Source organism: Pseudomonas sp. BF-R-24, from assembly GCF_019947335.1.
In the GTDB taxonomy this organism is placed as follows: Bacteria; Pseudomonadota; Gammaproteobacteria; order Pseudomonadales; family Pseudomonadaceae; genus Aquipseudomonas; species Aquipseudomonas jessenii.
Genome location: NZ_JAGYGG010000010.1, coordinates 145,227 through 160,641, shown reverse-complemented (window position 1 = coordinate 160,641; position 15,415 = coordinate 145,227). Strand labels below are relative to the sequence as shown.

Annotated in this window: 12 protein-coding genes; 5 read left to right on the top strand and 7 right to left on the bottom strand. The window is 60.7% G+C overall.

The window, feature by feature from the left end; all coding sequences use genetic code 11:
- Positions 1 to 18 precede the first annotated feature (18 nt).
- The 4 genes from KGA98_RS10970 to KGA98_RS10955 all read right to left on the bottom strand — a co-directional run bounded on the left by KGA98_RS10970 (position 19) and on the right by KGA98_RS10955 (position 5,622).
- Complete coding sequence (locus KGA98_RS10970) at positions 19 to 1,062, bottom strand: ABC transporter substrate-binding protein (protein WP_057713080.1); 1,044 nt, start codon at positions 1,060 to 1,062, stop codon at positions 19 to 21.
- A gap of 48 nt (positions 1,063 to 1,110) precedes the next feature.
- Positions 1,111 to 2,235 (bottom strand): ABC transporter ATP-binding protein, encoded by a 1,125-nt coding sequence (locus KGA98_RS10965; RefSeq protein ID WP_046039490.1) that lies wholly within the window; start codon positions 2,233 to 2,235, stop codon positions 1,111 to 1,113.
- A gap of 253 nt (positions 2,236 to 2,488) precedes the next feature.
- The gene (locus tag KGA98_RS10960) at positions 2,489 to 3,142 is read right to left on the bottom strand and encodes a response regulator transcription factor (RefSeq protein ID WP_007993216.1); all 654 of its coding nucleotides are present in this window, start codon (positions 3,140 to 3,142) and stop codon (positions 2,489 to 2,491) included.
- A gap of 83 nt (positions 3,143 to 3,225) precedes the next feature.
- On the bottom strand, positions 3,226 to 5,622 hold the full coding sequence (locus KGA98_RS10955) for a PAS domain S-box protein (RefSeq protein ID WP_223502331.1): 2,397 nt from the start codon (positions 5,620 to 5,622) through the stop codon (positions 3,226 to 3,228).
- 73 nt (positions 5,623 to 5,695) lie between these two features.
- On the opposite strand from KGA98_RS10955, the gene KGA98_RS10950 reads away from it, so the two are divergent.
- Complete coding sequence (locus KGA98_RS10950; protein ID WP_223502330.1) at positions 5,696 to 6,685, top strand: alpha/beta hydrolase family protein; 990 nt, start codon at positions 5,696 to 5,698, stop codon at positions 6,683 to 6,685.
- 129 nt (positions 6,686 to 6,814) lie between these two features.
- Here the strand turns inward: KGA98_RS10950 and KGA98_RS10945 are convergent, their stop codons facing one another.
- Genes KGA98_RS10945 through KGA98_RS10935 form a run of 3 tightly spaced genes read right to left on the bottom strand, consistent with a single transcriptional unit; the run spans position 6,815 to position 9,271 of the window.
- On the bottom strand, positions 6,815 to 7,582 hold the full coding sequence (locus KGA98_RS10945) for a TerB family tellurite resistance protein (protein ID WP_223502329.1): 768 nt from the start codon (positions 7,580 to 7,582) through the stop codon (positions 6,815 to 6,817).
- A 1-nt stretch (position 7,583) separates the two neighbouring features.
- Positions 7,584 to 8,255 (bottom strand): N-acetylmuramate alpha-1-phosphate uridylyltransferase MurU, encoded by a 672-nt coding sequence (gene murU / locus KGA98_RS10940; RefSeq protein WP_223502328.1) that lies wholly within the window; start codon positions 8,253 to 8,255, stop codon positions 7,584 to 7,586.
- A complete protein-coding gene (locus KGA98_RS10935) occupies positions 8,252 to 9,271 on the bottom strand; it encodes an aminoglycoside phosphotransferase family protein (RefSeq protein WP_090451739.1) in 1,020 nt (339 codons plus the stop codon). The genes murU and KGA98_RS10935 overlap by 4 nt, the downstream gene beginning before the upstream one ends.
- Before the next feature lie 130 nt (positions 9,272 to 9,401).
- Here KGA98_RS10935 and KGA98_RS10930 point away from each other — a divergent pair, with 130 nt between their 5' ends.
- From KGA98_RS10930 to rsmA, 4 genes are read left to right on the top strand one after another with little or no spacing between them, the layout of a single operon-like run.
- Positions 9,402 to 12,212 carry an LPS-assembly protein LptD gene (locus KGA98_RS10930; RefSeq protein ID WP_223502327.1) on the top strand — a complete coding sequence of 937 codons (2,811 nt, stop codon included), beginning with the start codon at positions 9,402 to 9,404 and terminating at the stop codon, positions 12,210 to 12,212.
- Complete coding sequence (gene surA, locus KGA98_RS10925) at positions 12,193 to 13,509, top strand: peptidylprolyl isomerase SurA (RefSeq protein WP_150813994.1); 1,317 nt, start codon at positions 12,193 to 12,195, stop codon at positions 13,507 to 13,509. The genes KGA98_RS10930 and surA overlap by 20 nt, the downstream gene beginning before the upstream one ends.
- Entirely contained in the window at positions 13,506 to 14,495 is a 990-nt protein-coding gene (gene pdxA, locus KGA98_RS10920; protein WP_218494776.1) for a 4-hydroxythreonine-4-phosphate dehydrogenase PdxA, read from the top strand. Before surA ends, pdxA begins: the two co-directional genes overlap by 4 nt.
- Positions 14,492 to 15,301, top strand: a complete 810-nt coding sequence (gene rsmA, locus KGA98_RS10915; RefSeq protein ID WP_223502326.1) for a 16S rRNA (adenine(1518)-N(6)/adenine(1519)-N(6))-dimethyltransferase RsmA — start codon at positions 14,492 to 14,494, stop codon at positions 15,299 to 15,301. Before pdxA ends, rsmA begins: the two co-directional genes overlap by 4 nt.
- The last annotated feature ends 114 nt before the right edge of the window (positions 15,302 to 15,415 follow it).

Sequence of the window (15,415 nt, the reverse complement as noted above, 5' to 3'; positions counted from 1 at the left end):
ACCATTACAAGGTTCTGCTTATTTCGCAGCCCAGGAATTGAAGCGCTGCTCCAGTTGCTCGCCGTTGTCAGCCCAGAAGCTGACGTCGATCTGCACCTGGTTGGCGATGTTTTCCGGGGTGGTCGGCATGTCTTTCAGGACATCCTTGGCCAGCAGCGGCACGGCTTGGGTGTTGGCCGGGCCGTAGGCGATGTTTTCCGAGTAGGTCTTCTGCTGCTGTGGCTGTACCGAGAAGGCGATGAATTTCTTCGCCGCTTCGGCGCGCTTGGCATCCAGACCTTTTGGAATGGCCCATGCGTCAAAGTCGTAGATGCCGCCGTTCCACACGACTTTCAGGTTGCTTTCTTTCTGCACGGCAGCGATACGACCGTTGTAGGCCGAACTCATGACCACGTCACCGGAAGCGAGGTATTGCGGCGGTTGTGCGCCAGCTTCCCACCACTGGATGTTCGGCTTGAGTTCATCGAGCTTCTTGAACGCGCGGTCCTGACCGTCCTTGCCAGCCAGCACTTTGTAGACGTCTTTCGGCGCAACGCCGTCGGCCATCAGTGCGAATTCCAGGGTGTACTTGGCGCCCTTACGCAGGCCACGCTTGCCCGGGAACTGCTTGGTGTCCCAGAAGTCCACCCAGCTGGTCGGTGCGGATTTCAGTTTGTCGGCGTTGTAGGCCAGCACGGTCGACCACACGAAGAAACCCACGCCGCAAGGCTGGATGGCGCCCTTGACGTAGTCTTCGGTCTTGCCGAACAGCGCCGGGTCCAGTTGCTCGAACATGTCTTCGTCGCAACCACGGGACAGTTCCGGCGATTCAACCTCTACCAGATCCCAGGACACGCTCTTGGTGTCGACCATGGCCTTGACCTTGGCCATTTCGCCGTTGTACTCGCCGGCCACGATCTTGCCGTTGCCTGCCGCTTCCCAAGGTGCATAGAAGGCTTTGACCTGAGCCGCCTTGTTCGCACCGCCAAAGGACACCACGGTCAGATCCGGGCCGGCCGCCATTGCGTGTGCCGCGCCCATCATGCCCAGTGCCAAAGCGGTGAATTTCAGGGATCTCAACATTTATTGTTCTCTCCACGTGCAGGGTTGGTGTTGGTGTTGCCGGGGCGATCAATGCGCCTCTAAAAGTGGATCGAGCGCGCGAACGTGCTCGACCTGCCAGCCAAGCGGTACCACATCGCCGACGGCGAGCGAGGGATCAAGCTCGGCAATTGGCTGTTTCACGAAGAAGTCGGTCTTGCCGCAGACTTCCATGCGAACCCGGACGTGGTCGCCCAGATAGATGAATTCCTCGACTCGCCCGGAGAAGCGGTTGACGCATTGGTCGCTGGAGCCGTTTAGGCTCACTCGCTCCGGACGAATGGACAGGGTCACCGGCTCGCCGGTCTGGCCAACGTTGACCGCCAAGGCTTCCACTTTCTCACCGCGCCCGAGTTCCACAATGCAACGGTCGCCGGTTTGGCTGTGCAGGCGGCCATTGAGGCGGTTGTTCTCGCCGATGAAGTTGGCGACGAAGGTGTTTTTCGGCTCTTCGTAGAGGGTGCGCGGCGGAGCGATCTGCTGGATTTCGCCCTGATGGAACACCGCCACGCGGTCGGACATGGTCAAGGCTTCGCCCTGATCGTGGGTCACGTAGACCACGGTCACGCCCAGGCGCTGGTGCAGGTGCTTGATCTCCATCTGCATGTGTTCACGCAGCTGCTTGTCGAGTGCGCCGAGGGGTTCGTCCATCAGCACCAGTTGCGGCTCGAACACCAGCGCGCGGGCCAATGCCACACGCTGTTGCTGACCACCGGAGAGCTGCGCCGGGTAGCGCTGGGCGAAGGCATCGAGCTGGACCATGCTCAGCACGCGCTTGACCCGTGCACTGACGTCGCTCTTGTTCATGCCACGCACGGTCAGCGGGAACGCCAGGTTCTCGGCCACCGTCATGTGCGGGAACAGCGCGTAGTTCTGGAACACCATGCCGATGTCACGCTTGTGCGGCGGCACGTTGTTGATGGCGCGCCCGGCCAACAGGATTTCGCCCGCGGTCGGCGTTTCGAAGCCGGCGAGCATCATCAGGCTGGTGGTCTTGCCGGAGCCGGACGGCCCGAGCAATGTGAGGAATTCGCCCTTGCGAATGTCCAGGTTGAGGTCCTTGACGATCAGGTTCTCGCCGTCGTAGCTCTTCTGCACTCCACGAAAGCTGACCAGAACATCATTGGCCCCTGCGCTTGAATCGACCTGGCTCATACCCACACCTTTGTTATTGATGACTGCTGTGGGGTTAAGCCTAGTGGACGCTGGGGACCGCGCAAATCGGGGCGCAAGAGAGATTCGCCTCAGCCGGATGGAAGGTTGGGGGTAGGGATTTCCCTACAAGGATGGCGCGTTTTGGCAAACGCAGTGGCAAGGGGTCAGCTATAAGCCACAAGAACAAGCCCACGCGGTATATGGATCTGTCGTAAATGGATATGCCACCACCGAATCTGAATTTCGGTGTGCTTTAGAGGAGCTTGTGTTCCATCGCGTACTTCACCAGTTCCGCCAGCGAGGTGATGTTGAGCTTCTGCATCAGCCGCGCCTTGTGGGTGCTGATGGTCTTGCTGCTCAACGCCAGTTGCTGGGCGATGTCGTTCACGTTGGCGCCCTGGGCCAGGCGTTCGAACACGGAAAATTCGCGCTCGGAGAGCAACGAGTGCAATGGACGCGAGTCGGTAAGACCGACCTCGAAAACCATGCGGTCGGCCAGTTCCGGGTCGATGTAACGCCCGCCTGACGCCACTTTGCGAATGGCCGTCAGCAACAGTGCCGGATCGCTGTCCTTGGTTGCATAACCGGCCGCCCCCACCTTCAGCGCCCGGGCGGCCATTTGCGCTTCATCGTGCATCGACAGCACCAGGATCGCCGGCGGATTGTTCAGGGCGCGAATCCGCGGAATCGCTTCCAGGCCATTGACGCCCGGCATGGAGATGTCCAGCAACACCACTTCGCAGGGCACATGACGCAAGGTGTCGAGCAACTGCTCGCCATTGCTCGCCTCCCCCACCACCAGCAAGTCCTTGGCCAGGCCGATCAACTGCTTGATGCCTTCGCGGACAATGGTGTGGTCTTCGGCTACCAGTACACGGATCACGTTCTTCTCCAGGTTCAAGATCATTCGCGAGCAGGCTCCCACATTTGGAATACGTTCTCCTGTGGGAGCCTGCTCGCGAAGGCGTCAGCACAGACACCACAAATTCTTCAGGCTTCGTCCAGAGGCACTCGCACTTCTAACGTCGTACCCTCACCCGGCTCACTCTCCAGCGACAACTCGCCGCCCAGGATCAACACCCGCTCACGCATGCCGACGATCCCAAAGGACGTTGGCCTGCCAGGCGCGGCGACAAATCCTACGCCATCATCGCTGACCGTCAGACACAATTCGTCGCCTTCAAGGGTCAGTGTCAGTTCAACAGTATGCGCCTGGGCGTGCCGCATGACATTGGTCAGCGCCTCCTGAAGGATTCGAAACAGGCCGATTGCCTTCGCATCGCTGAGCACTGGCAAATTGTCCGGCACCTGCACCAGACACGGAATCTGCGTGCGCGCCTCGAACCGGCGGGCCTGCCATTCAATGGCCGAGGCGATACCTGCGTCGAGAATCGGCGGTCGCAATGCCGTGGCCACATCACGGACCAGCTGAAACAACTGAGCGATCAAGCGCTTCATGCTGTTCAAGCGCTCGTTAAGGCCAGGGTCGAGCTGGGCGTACGCCAGTTCGCACATGGACGTTTCCAGCTTCAACACGGTGAGCATCTGCCCCAATTCGTCGTGAACTTCCCGGGCAATGCGCGCTTTTTCTTCTTCGCGCACGCTTTCCAGGTGCGCGGACAACTCACGCAGTTGTTCCCGGGAGCTGGCCAGTTCTATTTCGATGCGCTTGCTCTCGCTGATGTCCCAGACGATCCCGTCCCAAACATAGGCGCCGTCTTCCAGCCGGCGGGTGATGGCCTTGATTTCCGCCCAACGCTGCTCGCCCTGACGCGTGAGGATTCGCCCCTGCCACGACCAGTCGCTGTCGGTATCCAGCGCATGATCCTGGGTCTGGTGATAGCTGACCTTGTCATCCGGATGCACGAGGCTGCGCAGGCCTTTATCGCGATGCGCCAGCGTGGCCGGCGAGTAGCCCACAAGGCTTTCGCTGCCTTCGCTGATGTAGGCAAAGTCGATCTGACCGGTTACTGGCGCCCGCTCCAGCCGGAAAACCAGTCCCGGAACGTTGGCGGCGATGCCTTGCAGCCGCGCCTCGCTTTCCTGCAAGGCCGCCAGGGCGCGGCGCCGCTCGGTGACATCGTTGAGGTAAACCACCAGGTATTCGCCATCGCGAAAGCGCAGGAAACTCAACGAGACATCGGCCGGCAGGATGCTGCCATCAGCCCGCACGCAATTGGATTCGAAACTTTGCGGGCCCTCCTCACTGGCCCGGGCGCGCTTCCACAGGTTCAGCCAACGGTCCATGTGCAGGCCGGGCTCGAAATCGATCAGGGGCCGATCGATGATCCCTCCGGCCGGATAGCCCAGCATGCTTTCCGCCGCGCGGTTGGCGTAGCGCACATGGCTGTCCCAGTTGACCCAGAGGATGCCGACGGTGCTCTGGTCGATGGAAAACTGGGTGAGCCGCAAGGCCTCTTCGCTGGCGGCGCGCAAGGCAATGTCTTCCTGCGCGGCCAACAGGCGCTGCTCCAGGTTGTGCTGCTGGCGACGCTGCCAGACCACGATGGCCATGCAACTCATCGCCAGCACGGCCAGCAGCAGGCAGAGGTTCTGCCAAAACCCCGGCGACTCGGTGAGCCGCGGATACTTGGGCTGCAGCCATTGATTGTGCAGTTGCTCCAGATCCTTGGCCGGGATCGCCCGCAATGCACTTTCGACAATGCCCGCCAGTTCCGGTTTGTCACGGAGCGTGGCCACCCGCAGCAACTGCGGCAGACCGACATCCCCCACCACCACCAATCCGGCGAACTCCGGTTCGACCGACAAGCGTCCCAGCTGCGCCTCATCGACCACCGCATAAGCCGCCTGCTGGCCCGCCAATAATTGCAATGCCTGGCGTTCCATCGGCACGCCTTGCAGATTCAGGTGCGGGTAGTTGCTGCGCAGGTAATCGGCGATGGCACTGGGCATGCGTACGGCGACGCGGGTCTGGCTGTCGAGTTTTTCCAGCTCAACCGCGCCAGCGCTTTTCTGATCGCTGACCACCAATTGCGGCACCCGCATGTAGGGGTCGGAAAACTGCCAGAGGCGCAGCCCGCCAGGGGTCTGGGTCACCCCCGGAGCGATGTCGATTTCGCCATCGCGGGCCGCGGCTTCCAATTGCTCAAGATCGGGAAAATTGCGCCAGCTCAATTCGACATTGAGGTTTTTTGCGAGCCACTTCATCAACTCGACGTTCACCCCGGACAGGCGCTGCAAGCGGCGATCGTATTGCGCATAGGGCGCCTGCAACACCACGCCGACCCGCAACTCGCCCTGCTGCGCCAGCCAGTGCCGTTGTTCCGGGGACAGTTGGGCAGCGGGTGCCGGGGGCGCGGCGGCCGCCCAGCCCATCAAGGGAAACCACAAACAGCCGATAACCCACAGGCAGCGAAAAAGCATCATTGAACTCTCACACACTGACAAATACTGACCAACCCATTAGGCTGCCGGAACAACTTCTGGCCTGGAATACCCGATGCCCTCTGTCTACCGCCTGGCACTGCCAGCATTGTGCCTGTCGCTGATCCTGCCTTGCGCTTTTTCCGTCAAGGCGGCCGACCCGGCACCCGCCGCGGAGGAAAAAACCGCCGAAGAAAAACCACTCGAACGTCAGCCGCTGCCTGAGCGTAGTCAGGAAGAAGCGACTGCACTTGAGCGTAAAATCCCGGCTCAGGAACAGCAACAACTGCAAGCAGGCTCCGACACCTTTCTGGCCTTGTGGAAACCGGCCAATACCGCCGAACCTAAAGGCGCGGTGATTATCATCCCGGGCGCCGGTGAAACCGTTGACTGGCCGCAAGCGATCGGCCCTTTGCGGCGCAAATTGCCGGATGCCGAGTGGAGCAGCCTGAGTATCACCTTGCCGGACCTGCAAAGCGACGCCATTGCGCCACGAATCGTGGAAGCAGCGCCGGCTCCCAAGCCCGCCGAAACCGGCAGTAAAGACTCGACCACCGCAGCCCCTATCGAACAGGTGGCCGGAGGCGAGGCCGATGTGGCCGACAAGGCCGTCACCGAAACCACCGAAGAACAGTCCAAGGCAGATGCCGAGCGCATCTTCGCCCGGATCGACGCCGCGATTACATTCGCCGAACAGCAAAGCGCCCGCAGTATCGTGGTGTTGGGGCATGGCACCGGCGCTTATTGGGCGGCGCGCTATTTAAGCGAGAAGCAGCCTTCGCAAGTCGAGCGCTTCCTCATGGTCGCAGCGCAGACACCTGCTCAAGCGAAACCCGAGCTGGATGAGCTGGCGCCGAATCTGAAACTGCCGACCGCCGACATCTTCTACATGGACAAGCCGCTGGATCGCAATGCGGCGCTAGCCCGTCTGCAGGCCAACAAACGGGTGAAAACGTCGGCATTCAGCCAGGTCGCGCTCAAGGCGTTGCCGGATACCAAGGCCGAACAGGAGCAACTGTTCCGTCGGGTGCGGGGTTGGTTGAATCCGCAGAACCCGGCGGGCTGACAGACCGAGGCGCCTTCATCGCGGGCAAGCCACGCTCCCACGGGTTCTATGCCGATCACAAAATTGCGGACGACACAAACCTGTGGGAGCGAGCTTGCTCGCGATGGCGGTATCACTGGTGACGCAAGGCTAGCGAAAATCCCGCCGCTCCCGAATCAGCGTATAGGCGTTATGCAGTTCACGCGTTCGCTCGGTGGCCTCACGCACCTGCGTCGCCGTCGCGCCACTGCCGGCAATCTTGTCCGGATGATGACGACTGAGCAGGCGCCGATAAGCACGCTTGATCTGCGCCGGTTCAGTGGTGGCCGACACCCCCAAAAGCCTCAACGCGTCCTGATAACTTGGCACACTGTTGCCCAATGGCCGTTTCTGCGGCTCATAGTCGTGGGCCAACGCCTGCACCTGACGGGGCGTCCAGCCCAGCCATTTGCCCCATTGGCCAATCAATTGACGTTCACTGCTGCCGGCACGACCATCGGCCCAGACCATTCGCCAGCAGGCGCGCAACACACCTTCCGCCGCATGGGGCTGCGCACTCAGGCGACGCAGATAACCGCGCAGGCGGTCATTGCCCGATTTGCCACGATTGAACGCGGCAATCGCCCGACGCTGGGCCGGCTCGGACATTTCCAGCGAGCGCATTTCCGCCCGGGCCTGCTGGATGTGGCCATCCACCACCCGCCCGTCGCACTTCGCCAGACGTCCCAGTAGCACGAAGAGCAACTCATCGTTTCGCAGCACCGGACGACCACCAAGCTTTTCCAGCAAATGCCCCCAACTCTGCAGGTGCAAGCGCCGGTCCAGCGCCTGCCCCAACAACGCGCCGAGAATGGCCCCCGGAATGCTGGCTATGGCAAAGCCTGCTCCGGCTCCGATCAGAGTCCCTGGCCACAGCATCTCAGCGGCTCGCTTCTATTAATGTTTCAACTTCAGCCAGACGCTCGTGAGTGCCGACATCGACCCAGTGCCCCCTCAATTGCTCGCCGGTCACCTGCCCGTCAGCCATGGCCTTGCGCAACAGTGGAGCGAGCTTGAAGGCCCCCTCGGTGCAACCGTCGAACAACTGCGGATGCAACACGGCGATACCGCTGTAGGTCAAGGTGCCAGCCCCTGGTTGACCGTCGAGCACCTGCGTTTCTACCAGGCCAAAGTCCCCGGCCGGATGATGGGGCGGGTTGCTGACCAGCACCAGGTGCGCCAGGCCGTTGATGGGCTGATGCAGCACGCTGAAGTCGTAATCGGTCCAGATGTCGCCGTTGACCACGACAAACGCTTCATCCCCCAACAATGGCAACGCGCGGAAAATTCCGCCGCCGGTTTCCAGGGGTTCACCTTCGGCCGAGTACTGAATGCTCACGCCATAACGCGAACCATCACCCAGATAGTCTTCGATCTGCTGACCGAGCCAGGCGTGATTGATCACAATGTCGGTGAAGCCGGCGGCGGCCAGTGCTCGCAGGTGATACTCGATCAGCGGCACGCCGCCTGCACGAACCAGCGGTTTTGGCGTAGTCAGGGTCAGCGGGCGCATGCGCTCGCCTTTGCCCGCGGCCAGAATCATTGCCTTCATGCTTTCACTCCGGCACGCAGACTGGCCAGCAATACATCCAGCTCGGCCAGTTCAGGGCGGCGCGCGATCACCGCGTCTATGTACGCAAAGAAACGTGGCACATCACCCAGGTAACGCGGTTTGCCGTCGCGATGGCAGATGCGCGCGAAAATGCCGATGACTTTCAGGTGACGTTGCACGCCCATCAAGTCGCTGGCACGCAGGAAGTCCTCGAAGTCGGGCTGAACCGGAATCCCGAGGGCACCCGCTTGCTGCCAGTAGCTTTCGAGCCAGCCATGCACGCGCTCCTCGGGCCAGCTGAGGAATGCGTCCTTGAACAGGCAGGTCACGTCGTAAGTCACCGGGCCATACACCGCATCCTGGAAGTCCAGCACACCGGGATTGGGCTCGCTGAGCATCAGGTTGCGCGGCATGTAGTCGCGATGCACCAGGACTTTTGGCTGTGCCAGGGCGCTGTCGATCAACAGTTCGCTGACCTGCTGCCAGAGCACTTGCTGCGCCGCGTCCAGTTCGATGCCCAATTCGCGCTTCACGTACCACTCGGGGAACAGCTCCAGCTCGCGACGAAGCAAGGCCACGTCATAGCTCGGCAGAGGCGCAACCATCGGCAGCTGCTGGAAAGCCAGCAACGCTTGCAGGGCATCCTTGAACAAATCGTCGGCGTTTTCGCTTTCGATGACGTCCAGATAGGTCTTGTTGCCCAGGTCATTGAGCAAAAGAAAGCCGCGTTCGAGGTCTTCGGCATAAATTTTCGGCACGTTTATTCCGGATTTCGCCAGCAAAAAGGCAATATCCACGAAGGGTTTGCAGTTTTCCTGGGGCGGCGGCGCGTCCATCACGATGAAACTTTTGTCACCGCCTTCCCAGCGAAAATACCGCCGAAAACTCGCGTCGCTGCTGGCCGCAGTCAACGTGGCCGGGGGTACGACGCCCCAGCCCTGCTCGGCAAAAAGGGTCGCCAATTGTTCATCGAGCCAAACTTTCAGGTGTTGCAAGCGTACATCTTGATCAGGCATTGCAAGGGTCTCCGACGGCGCTAGCCGTCAAGCGGGTCATGCTTTATTATCCAGCATCTTTTTCAGACCATCGAGAGGCGTGCGGCCCACACCGCGGGCAGATGGCACGCAGGAAGCCCGGACTAATAAGATGGCATTGAAATCCCCCGCGTTTCGTAAAAAATTTCCGTTGTTGGTTACCGGCAGTTTGCTGGCGCTGCAACCCCTTGCCACTTCCTACGTGGTCGCCGCGGAACAGTTTGACTGCTCAGTCTCTGCTTCGGGTTCCTGGGACTGTGCGCCAAAGACGCCGGCGGCTGCATTGCCACCGCGTCCCGTCCATGACGGCAGCGCAGTCTCCGCTACCGGCGAAGCCCCGGCCGAGAGCGGTTCCAGCGAAGACACCGGCGCCAAGCCGGTGCTGGTCACCGAATCCGAAGGTCGTGGCCTGAAGTCGCGTAGCGCAGACTACAGTCACCTCGACTGGGTTCCCCGCGAGCAACTTACCGCCGCACAATTGGCCGAAACCGGTCCTTATTGCTCCGGTTCATATATCGAACCGATTCGTCCTGGCATGGATGACAAGACGGATAAAAGTGACGCTCCAACCTTTATCGGCGCAAAAGCCTCCCGCTATAAGCAGGATGAGCAGGTTGCGACCCTGGCCGGCGACGTTGTCATGCGTCAGGGCAGCATGCAGGTCGAAGCCGACGAAGCCAACCTGTACCAGGCCGAGAGCCGTGGCGATCTGAACGGCAACGTGCGCATTCGCGACAACGGCGCCCTGATCGTCGGCGACCACGCCGACGTGCAGCTCGACACTGGTGAAGCCAAGGTCGACAACGCCGAATACGTGATGCACAAATCCCGCATCCGCGGTAATGCGCTGTACGCCAAGCGTGCCGAGAACGCGATCATCCGCCTCAAGGATGGTACGTACACCACGTGCGAACCGAACAGCAACGCCTGGCAGCTCAAGGGCAACAACATCACCCTGAACCCGGCCACCGGCTTCGGTACGGCAACCAACGTGACGCTGCGGGTCAAGGACATTCCGGTCCTCTACACGCCGTACATCTATTTCCCGATCGACGACCGTCGCCAGTCGGGCTTCCTGCCGCCAACCATCGGCACCGGCAGCGATACCGGCTTCATGCTGGTCACCCCGTACTACTTCAACCTGGCGCCAAACTACGACGCCACGTTGTACCCGCGCTACATGGAAAAGCACGGCTTGTTGATGGAAGGCGAATTCCGCTACCTGACCAAATCCAGCGAAGGCCAGTTCGGTGCGGCGTACCTCAACGACGAAAGCGACGAGCGCGACAAGCAGACCGACGCCGAAAAAACCCGCTACATGTACAACTGGCAGCACAAGGGTGGTCTCGACTCGCGAGTACTCACGCAAGTCGACTACACCAAGATCAGCGATCCGTATTACTTCCAGGATCTGCAGTCCGACCAGATTGGCGTGAAAAGCAACGACTACGTGAACCAGCAGGGTTCTGTCACCTATCGCGGCGACAGCTATACCGCTCGCGCGAACGCCCAGGCATACCAACTGGCGAGCGTATCGAACATTACGCCGTACGACCGCCTGCCGCAGCTCACCCTCGACGGTATGCTGCCTTATCATCCGGAAGGCCTGGACTTCACGTACAGCACCGAACTCGTGCGGTTTGACCGGGATCTGAAGAACGGCACCTTCACCGACGAAGACGGTAATGTGTCTCCACGGCTAGATACCAACGTTGTCGGCCTGGCACGCGCCAATGGCGATCGCCTCAACCTGGCACCGGCTGTCAGCCTGCCACTGAACTGGACCTACGGATTCCTGAAGCCAACGCTTAAGTACCAGTACACGCAGTACCAACTGGATCTGGACGGTCTCGGCAAAACTCAGGTCGCGCAGCAGAATCAAGCCGCAGCTGCAGCCGGGACTAAAAATTTCAATGGTGATTTTGACAGCAACCAGAATCGCGGCGTACCGATCGCCAGCATCGACAGCGGTCTGTACTTCGATCGAAATACCCAATGGTTCGGCAAGAACTACCGCCAGACCCTCGAGCCGCGCCTGTTCTACCTGTACGTACCTGAGGTAGATCAGGAAGACATCCCGGTATTCGATACCAGCGAATACACATTCAACTATGCGTCGCTGTTCCGTGACAACCGCTTCTCCGGCTCCGACCGTGTCGGCGATGAAAACAAATTGTCCCTGGGCGTGACCAACCGCTGGATCGAAGACGACGGTTTCGAGCGTCAACGCATCAGTGTCGGCCAAGCCTTGTACTTCAAGGACCGCGAGGTTCAGTTGCCTGGCGTGAACTTCAACGACCGTGACGACGCCAAAGCCAGCGTCTCCCCATATGCGCTGGAATATGAGTATCGCTGGAACCGCGACTGGCGCACCACGGCCGATTACAACTGGGACCCGGACAGCCGCAGCCCTCGCTCGGGCAGCGCGATGTTCCATTACCAGCCTGAAGACAACCCGAACAAGGTCGTCAACCTCGGCTATCGCTATCGTAACGACCAGGTGATCTACAACCAGAACACCGGTAAATGGCAGTTCGGCGGTGACTACGGCACCCCTGGCACTCCTGGCTATGTGAAGGATTACTACAAGATCCAACAGCACGACTTCTCGGTAATCTGGCCGATCGTGCCGCAATGGAGCGCTATCAGCCGTTGGCAGTATGACTACAACCGCAACCGTACCCTGGAAGCCTTCGGTGGTTTCGAGTACGACAGTTGCTGCTGGAAACTGCGCCTGATCAACCGTTACTGGGTCTCCTATGACGAGTTCAGTCAGGAAGCACCGCAAAACGAAAAAGGCGACCATGGCGTCTTCCTCCAAATTGTTCTGAAGGGACTCGGCGGCCTCACCGGCTCCAAGGCAGAGAGCTTCCTCGACAAAGGCATTCAAGGTTATCGTGAACGTGAAGACCAAGCTTTCTGATTGTTTGCGCCCGCTGATGCTCGGCGCGCTGTTCCTGAGTACGGCCGCGAACGCCGCCGTACAGTCCATCGATAAAGTGGTGGCCATCGTCGACAACGACGTGGTCATGCAGAGCCAACTGGACCAACGGGTTCATGAAGTTCAGCAAACCATCGCCAAGCGTGGCTCTGCCGTGCCGCCGGCCAGCGTGCTGGAGCAGCAGGTACTTGAGCGCCTGATCGTCGAAAACCTGCAATTGCAGATCGGCGAGCGTTCCGGCATCCGCATTACCGATGAAGAGTTGAACCAGGCTGTCGGCACCATTGCCCAGCGCAACAACATGTCGGTCGAGCAGTTCCGCGCCGCCCTGACTCGCGACGGCCTGTCCTACGACGACGCACGTGAGCAGATTCGCCGCGAAATGGTCATCAGCCGTGTACGCCAGCGTCGGGTTGCCGAACGCATTCAGGTCTCCGAGCAGGAAGTGAAGAACTTCCTGGCGTCGGACCTGGGCAAAATGCAGCTGTCTGAAGAGTTCCACCTGGCCAACATCCTGATTCCTACGCCGGAAAGCGCCAACTCCGACGCGATTCAGAGTGCAGCCAAACAGGCCGATGCGATTTACCAGCAGCTCAAGCAAGGCGCTGACTTCAGTCAGTTGGCGATCGCCAAGTCCGCCAGCGAAACCGCACTGGAAGGTGGTGACATGGGCTGGCGTAAAGCCGCTCAATTGCCACCGCCGTTCGACCGCCTGCTGAGCACCATGCCGGTGGGCGATGTCACCCAGCCAATGCGCACCCCGGGCGGCTTCATCATCCTGAAGATCCTCGAAAAGCGTGGCGGCCAGACCCAGATGCGCGATGAAGTGCATGTGCGCCACATCCTGGTCAAACCGAGCCCGATCCGCGACGAAGCAAAAACCAAGGCCCTGGCTGACTCGCTCTACAGCCGTATCGAGGCTGGCGAAGACTTCGGCGAGCTGGCGAAAAGCTACTCGGAAGACCCGGGTTCCGCCCTCAACGGCGGCGATCTGAACTGGATCGACCCGAACGCACTGGTGCCCGAGTTCCGCGAAGTGATGGCCAGGACCCCGCAAGGTCAGCTGTCCAAGCCGTTCCAGACTCAATACGGCTGGCATGTCCTGGAAGTCCTTGGCCGTCGCGCCACCGACAGCACCACACAGGCTCGCGAGCAGCAAGCAATGACCGTTTTGCGTAACCGCAAATACGACGAAGAGCTGCAAACCTGGCTGCGTCAGATCCGTGACGAAGCGTACGTGGAAATCAAACTCCCTGGCGCCGACCAGGCAGCGCAGTGAAACCCCAACGTTTCGCGCTGACACCCGGCGAACCGGCCGGCATAGGTCCCGACCTGTGCCTGCTGCTCGCCTCGCAAGCCCAGCCTCACCCCCTGATTGCCATTACCAGCCGCGACCTGCTCATTGAGCGGGCCGCGCAACTGGGCGTGGCTGTCGATTTGCTGCCGGTCACACCGGACAGCTGGCCGGATGTACCCGCGCCAGCCAACAGCCTGTATGTCTGGGATACACCGCTCAACGCCAAGGTCGTCGCCGGGCAACTGGACAAGGCCAACGCTGCCTTCGTACTGGAAACCCTGACCCGCGCCGGCCAAGGCTGCCTGAGCGGAGATTTCGCCGGCATGATTACCGCGCCGGTGCACAAAGGCGTGATCAACGAATCCGGCATCGCCTTTTCCGGGCATACGGAATTCCTCGCCGACCTGACCCACACCGCGCAAGTGGTGATGATGCTGGCCACGCGCGGCTTGCGCGTAGCCCTGGTGACCACTCACCTGCCCCTTCGCGAGATTGCCGATGCGATCACGCCGGAGCGTCTGGAGCGCGTCACGCGAATCCTGCACGCCGACCTGCAAAACAAGTTCGGCATCGCCCGGCCACGCATCCTGGTTTGTGGGCTCAACCCCCATGCCGGCGAAGGCGGACACCTGGGCCATGAAGAAATCGATATCATCGAACCCACATTAGAGCGCCTGCGCGGCGAGGGCATGGACCTTCGAGGCCCCCTGCCCGCCGACACTCTGTTTACCCCCAAATATCTGGAGCACTGCGATGCGGTGCTGGCGATGTACCACGACCAGGGCCTGCCGGTGCTGAAGTACAAAGGCTTCGGCGCGGCAGTCAACGTGACCCTCGGCTTGCCGATCATCCGCACATCGGTCGACCACGGCACCGCCCTGGACCTGGCCGGCAGTGGCAAGATCGACACCGGCAGCCTGCAAGTCGCCCTGGAAACCGCCTACCAGATGGCCGAGACCCGTTTATGACCGAGCAATACCAACACAAGGCGCGCAAACGCTTTGGCCAGAACTTCCTGCACGATGCCGGCGTTATCGACCGCATCCTGCGCTCCATTCATGCCAAGGCAGAAGACCGCCTGCTGGAAATCGGCCCGGGCCAGGGCGCACTGACCCAAGGCCTGCTCAGCAGCGGCGCGCAACTCGACGTGGTGGAGCTGGACAAGGACCTGATTCCGATCCTCAACCAGCAGTTTGCCGGCAAGAACAACTTCAACCTGCATCAGGGCGATGCACTGAAGTTCGACTTCAACAGCCTCAATGCCGCGCCTGGCAGCCTGCGCGTGGTCGGCAACCTGCCGTACAACATCTCCACGCCGCTGATTTTTCACCTGCTGCACAACTCGCACCTGATTCGCGACATGCACTTCATGCTGCAAAAGGAAGTGGTCGAGCGCCTGGCTGCCGGCCCTGGTGGTGGTGACTGGGGCCGCTTGTCGATCATGGTTCAGTACCACTGCCGGGTCGAGCACCTGTTCAACGTCGGCCCGGGCGCGTTCAACCCGCCGCCGAAAGTCGATTCGGCCATCGTACGCCTGGTACCCCACGCGGTACTGCCACACCCGGCCAAGGATCACCGCCTGCTGGAACGCGTCGTGCGTGAAGCTTTCAACCAGCGCCGCAAAACCCTGCGCAACACTCTCAAGCTGCTGCTGAGCAATGCCGAAATCGAAGCAGCCGGCGTCGATGGCAGCCTGCGTCCCGAGCAACTCGACCTGGCCGCGTTCGTGCGCTTGGCCGACAAGCTCAGCGAACAAAAGCCTGCCGCTGACTGACAGGCGATGAGCGCTATCGGGTAGGACGCCACTCTGGTCTACTACCCGATACTTGGCCTAGACTGAACCCCAACAGCTACGCCCCGCGTCCCGCTTCGTTTTTAAGGCCCTTTG

Coding starts and splice junctions, on each gene's coding strand:
- KGA98_RS10970 (WP_057713080.1), bottom strand. CDS start 1,062: ATGTTGAGATCCCTGAAATTCACCGCTTTGGCACTGGGCATGATGGGC.
- KGA98_RS10965 (WP_046039490.1), bottom strand. CDS start 2,235: ATGAGCCAGGTCGATTCAAGCGCAGGGGCCAATGATGTTCTGGTCAGC.
- KGA98_RS10960 (WP_007993216.1), bottom strand. CDS start 3,142: ATGATCTTGAACCTGGAGAAGAACGTGATCCGTGTACTGGTAGCCGAA.
- KGA98_RS10955 (WP_223502331.1), bottom strand. CDS start 5,622: ATGATGCTTTTTCGCTGCCTGTGGGTTATCGGCTGTTTGTGGTTTCCC.
- KGA98_RS10950 (WP_223502330.1), top strand. CDS start 5,696: ATGCCCTCTGTCTACCGCCTGGCACTGCCAGCATTGTGCCTGTCGCTG.
- KGA98_RS10945 (WP_223502329.1), bottom strand. CDS start 7,582: ATGCTGTGGCCAGGGACTCTGATCGGAGCCGGAGCAGGCTTTGCCATA.
- murU (WP_223502328.1), bottom strand. CDS start 8,255: ATGAAGGCAATGATTCTGGCCGCGGGCAAAGGCGAGCGCATGCGCCCG.
- KGA98_RS10935 (WP_090451739.1), bottom strand. CDS start 9,271: ATGCCTGATCAAGATGTACGCTTGCAACACCTGAAAGTTTGGCTCGAT.
- KGA98_RS10930 (WP_223502327.1), top strand. CDS start 9,402: ATGGCATTGAAATCCCCCGCGTTTCGTAAAAAATTTCCGTTGTTGGTT.
- rsmA (WP_223502326.1), top strand. CDS start 14,492: ATGACCGAGCAATACCAACACAAGGCGCGCAAACGCTTTGGCCAGAAC.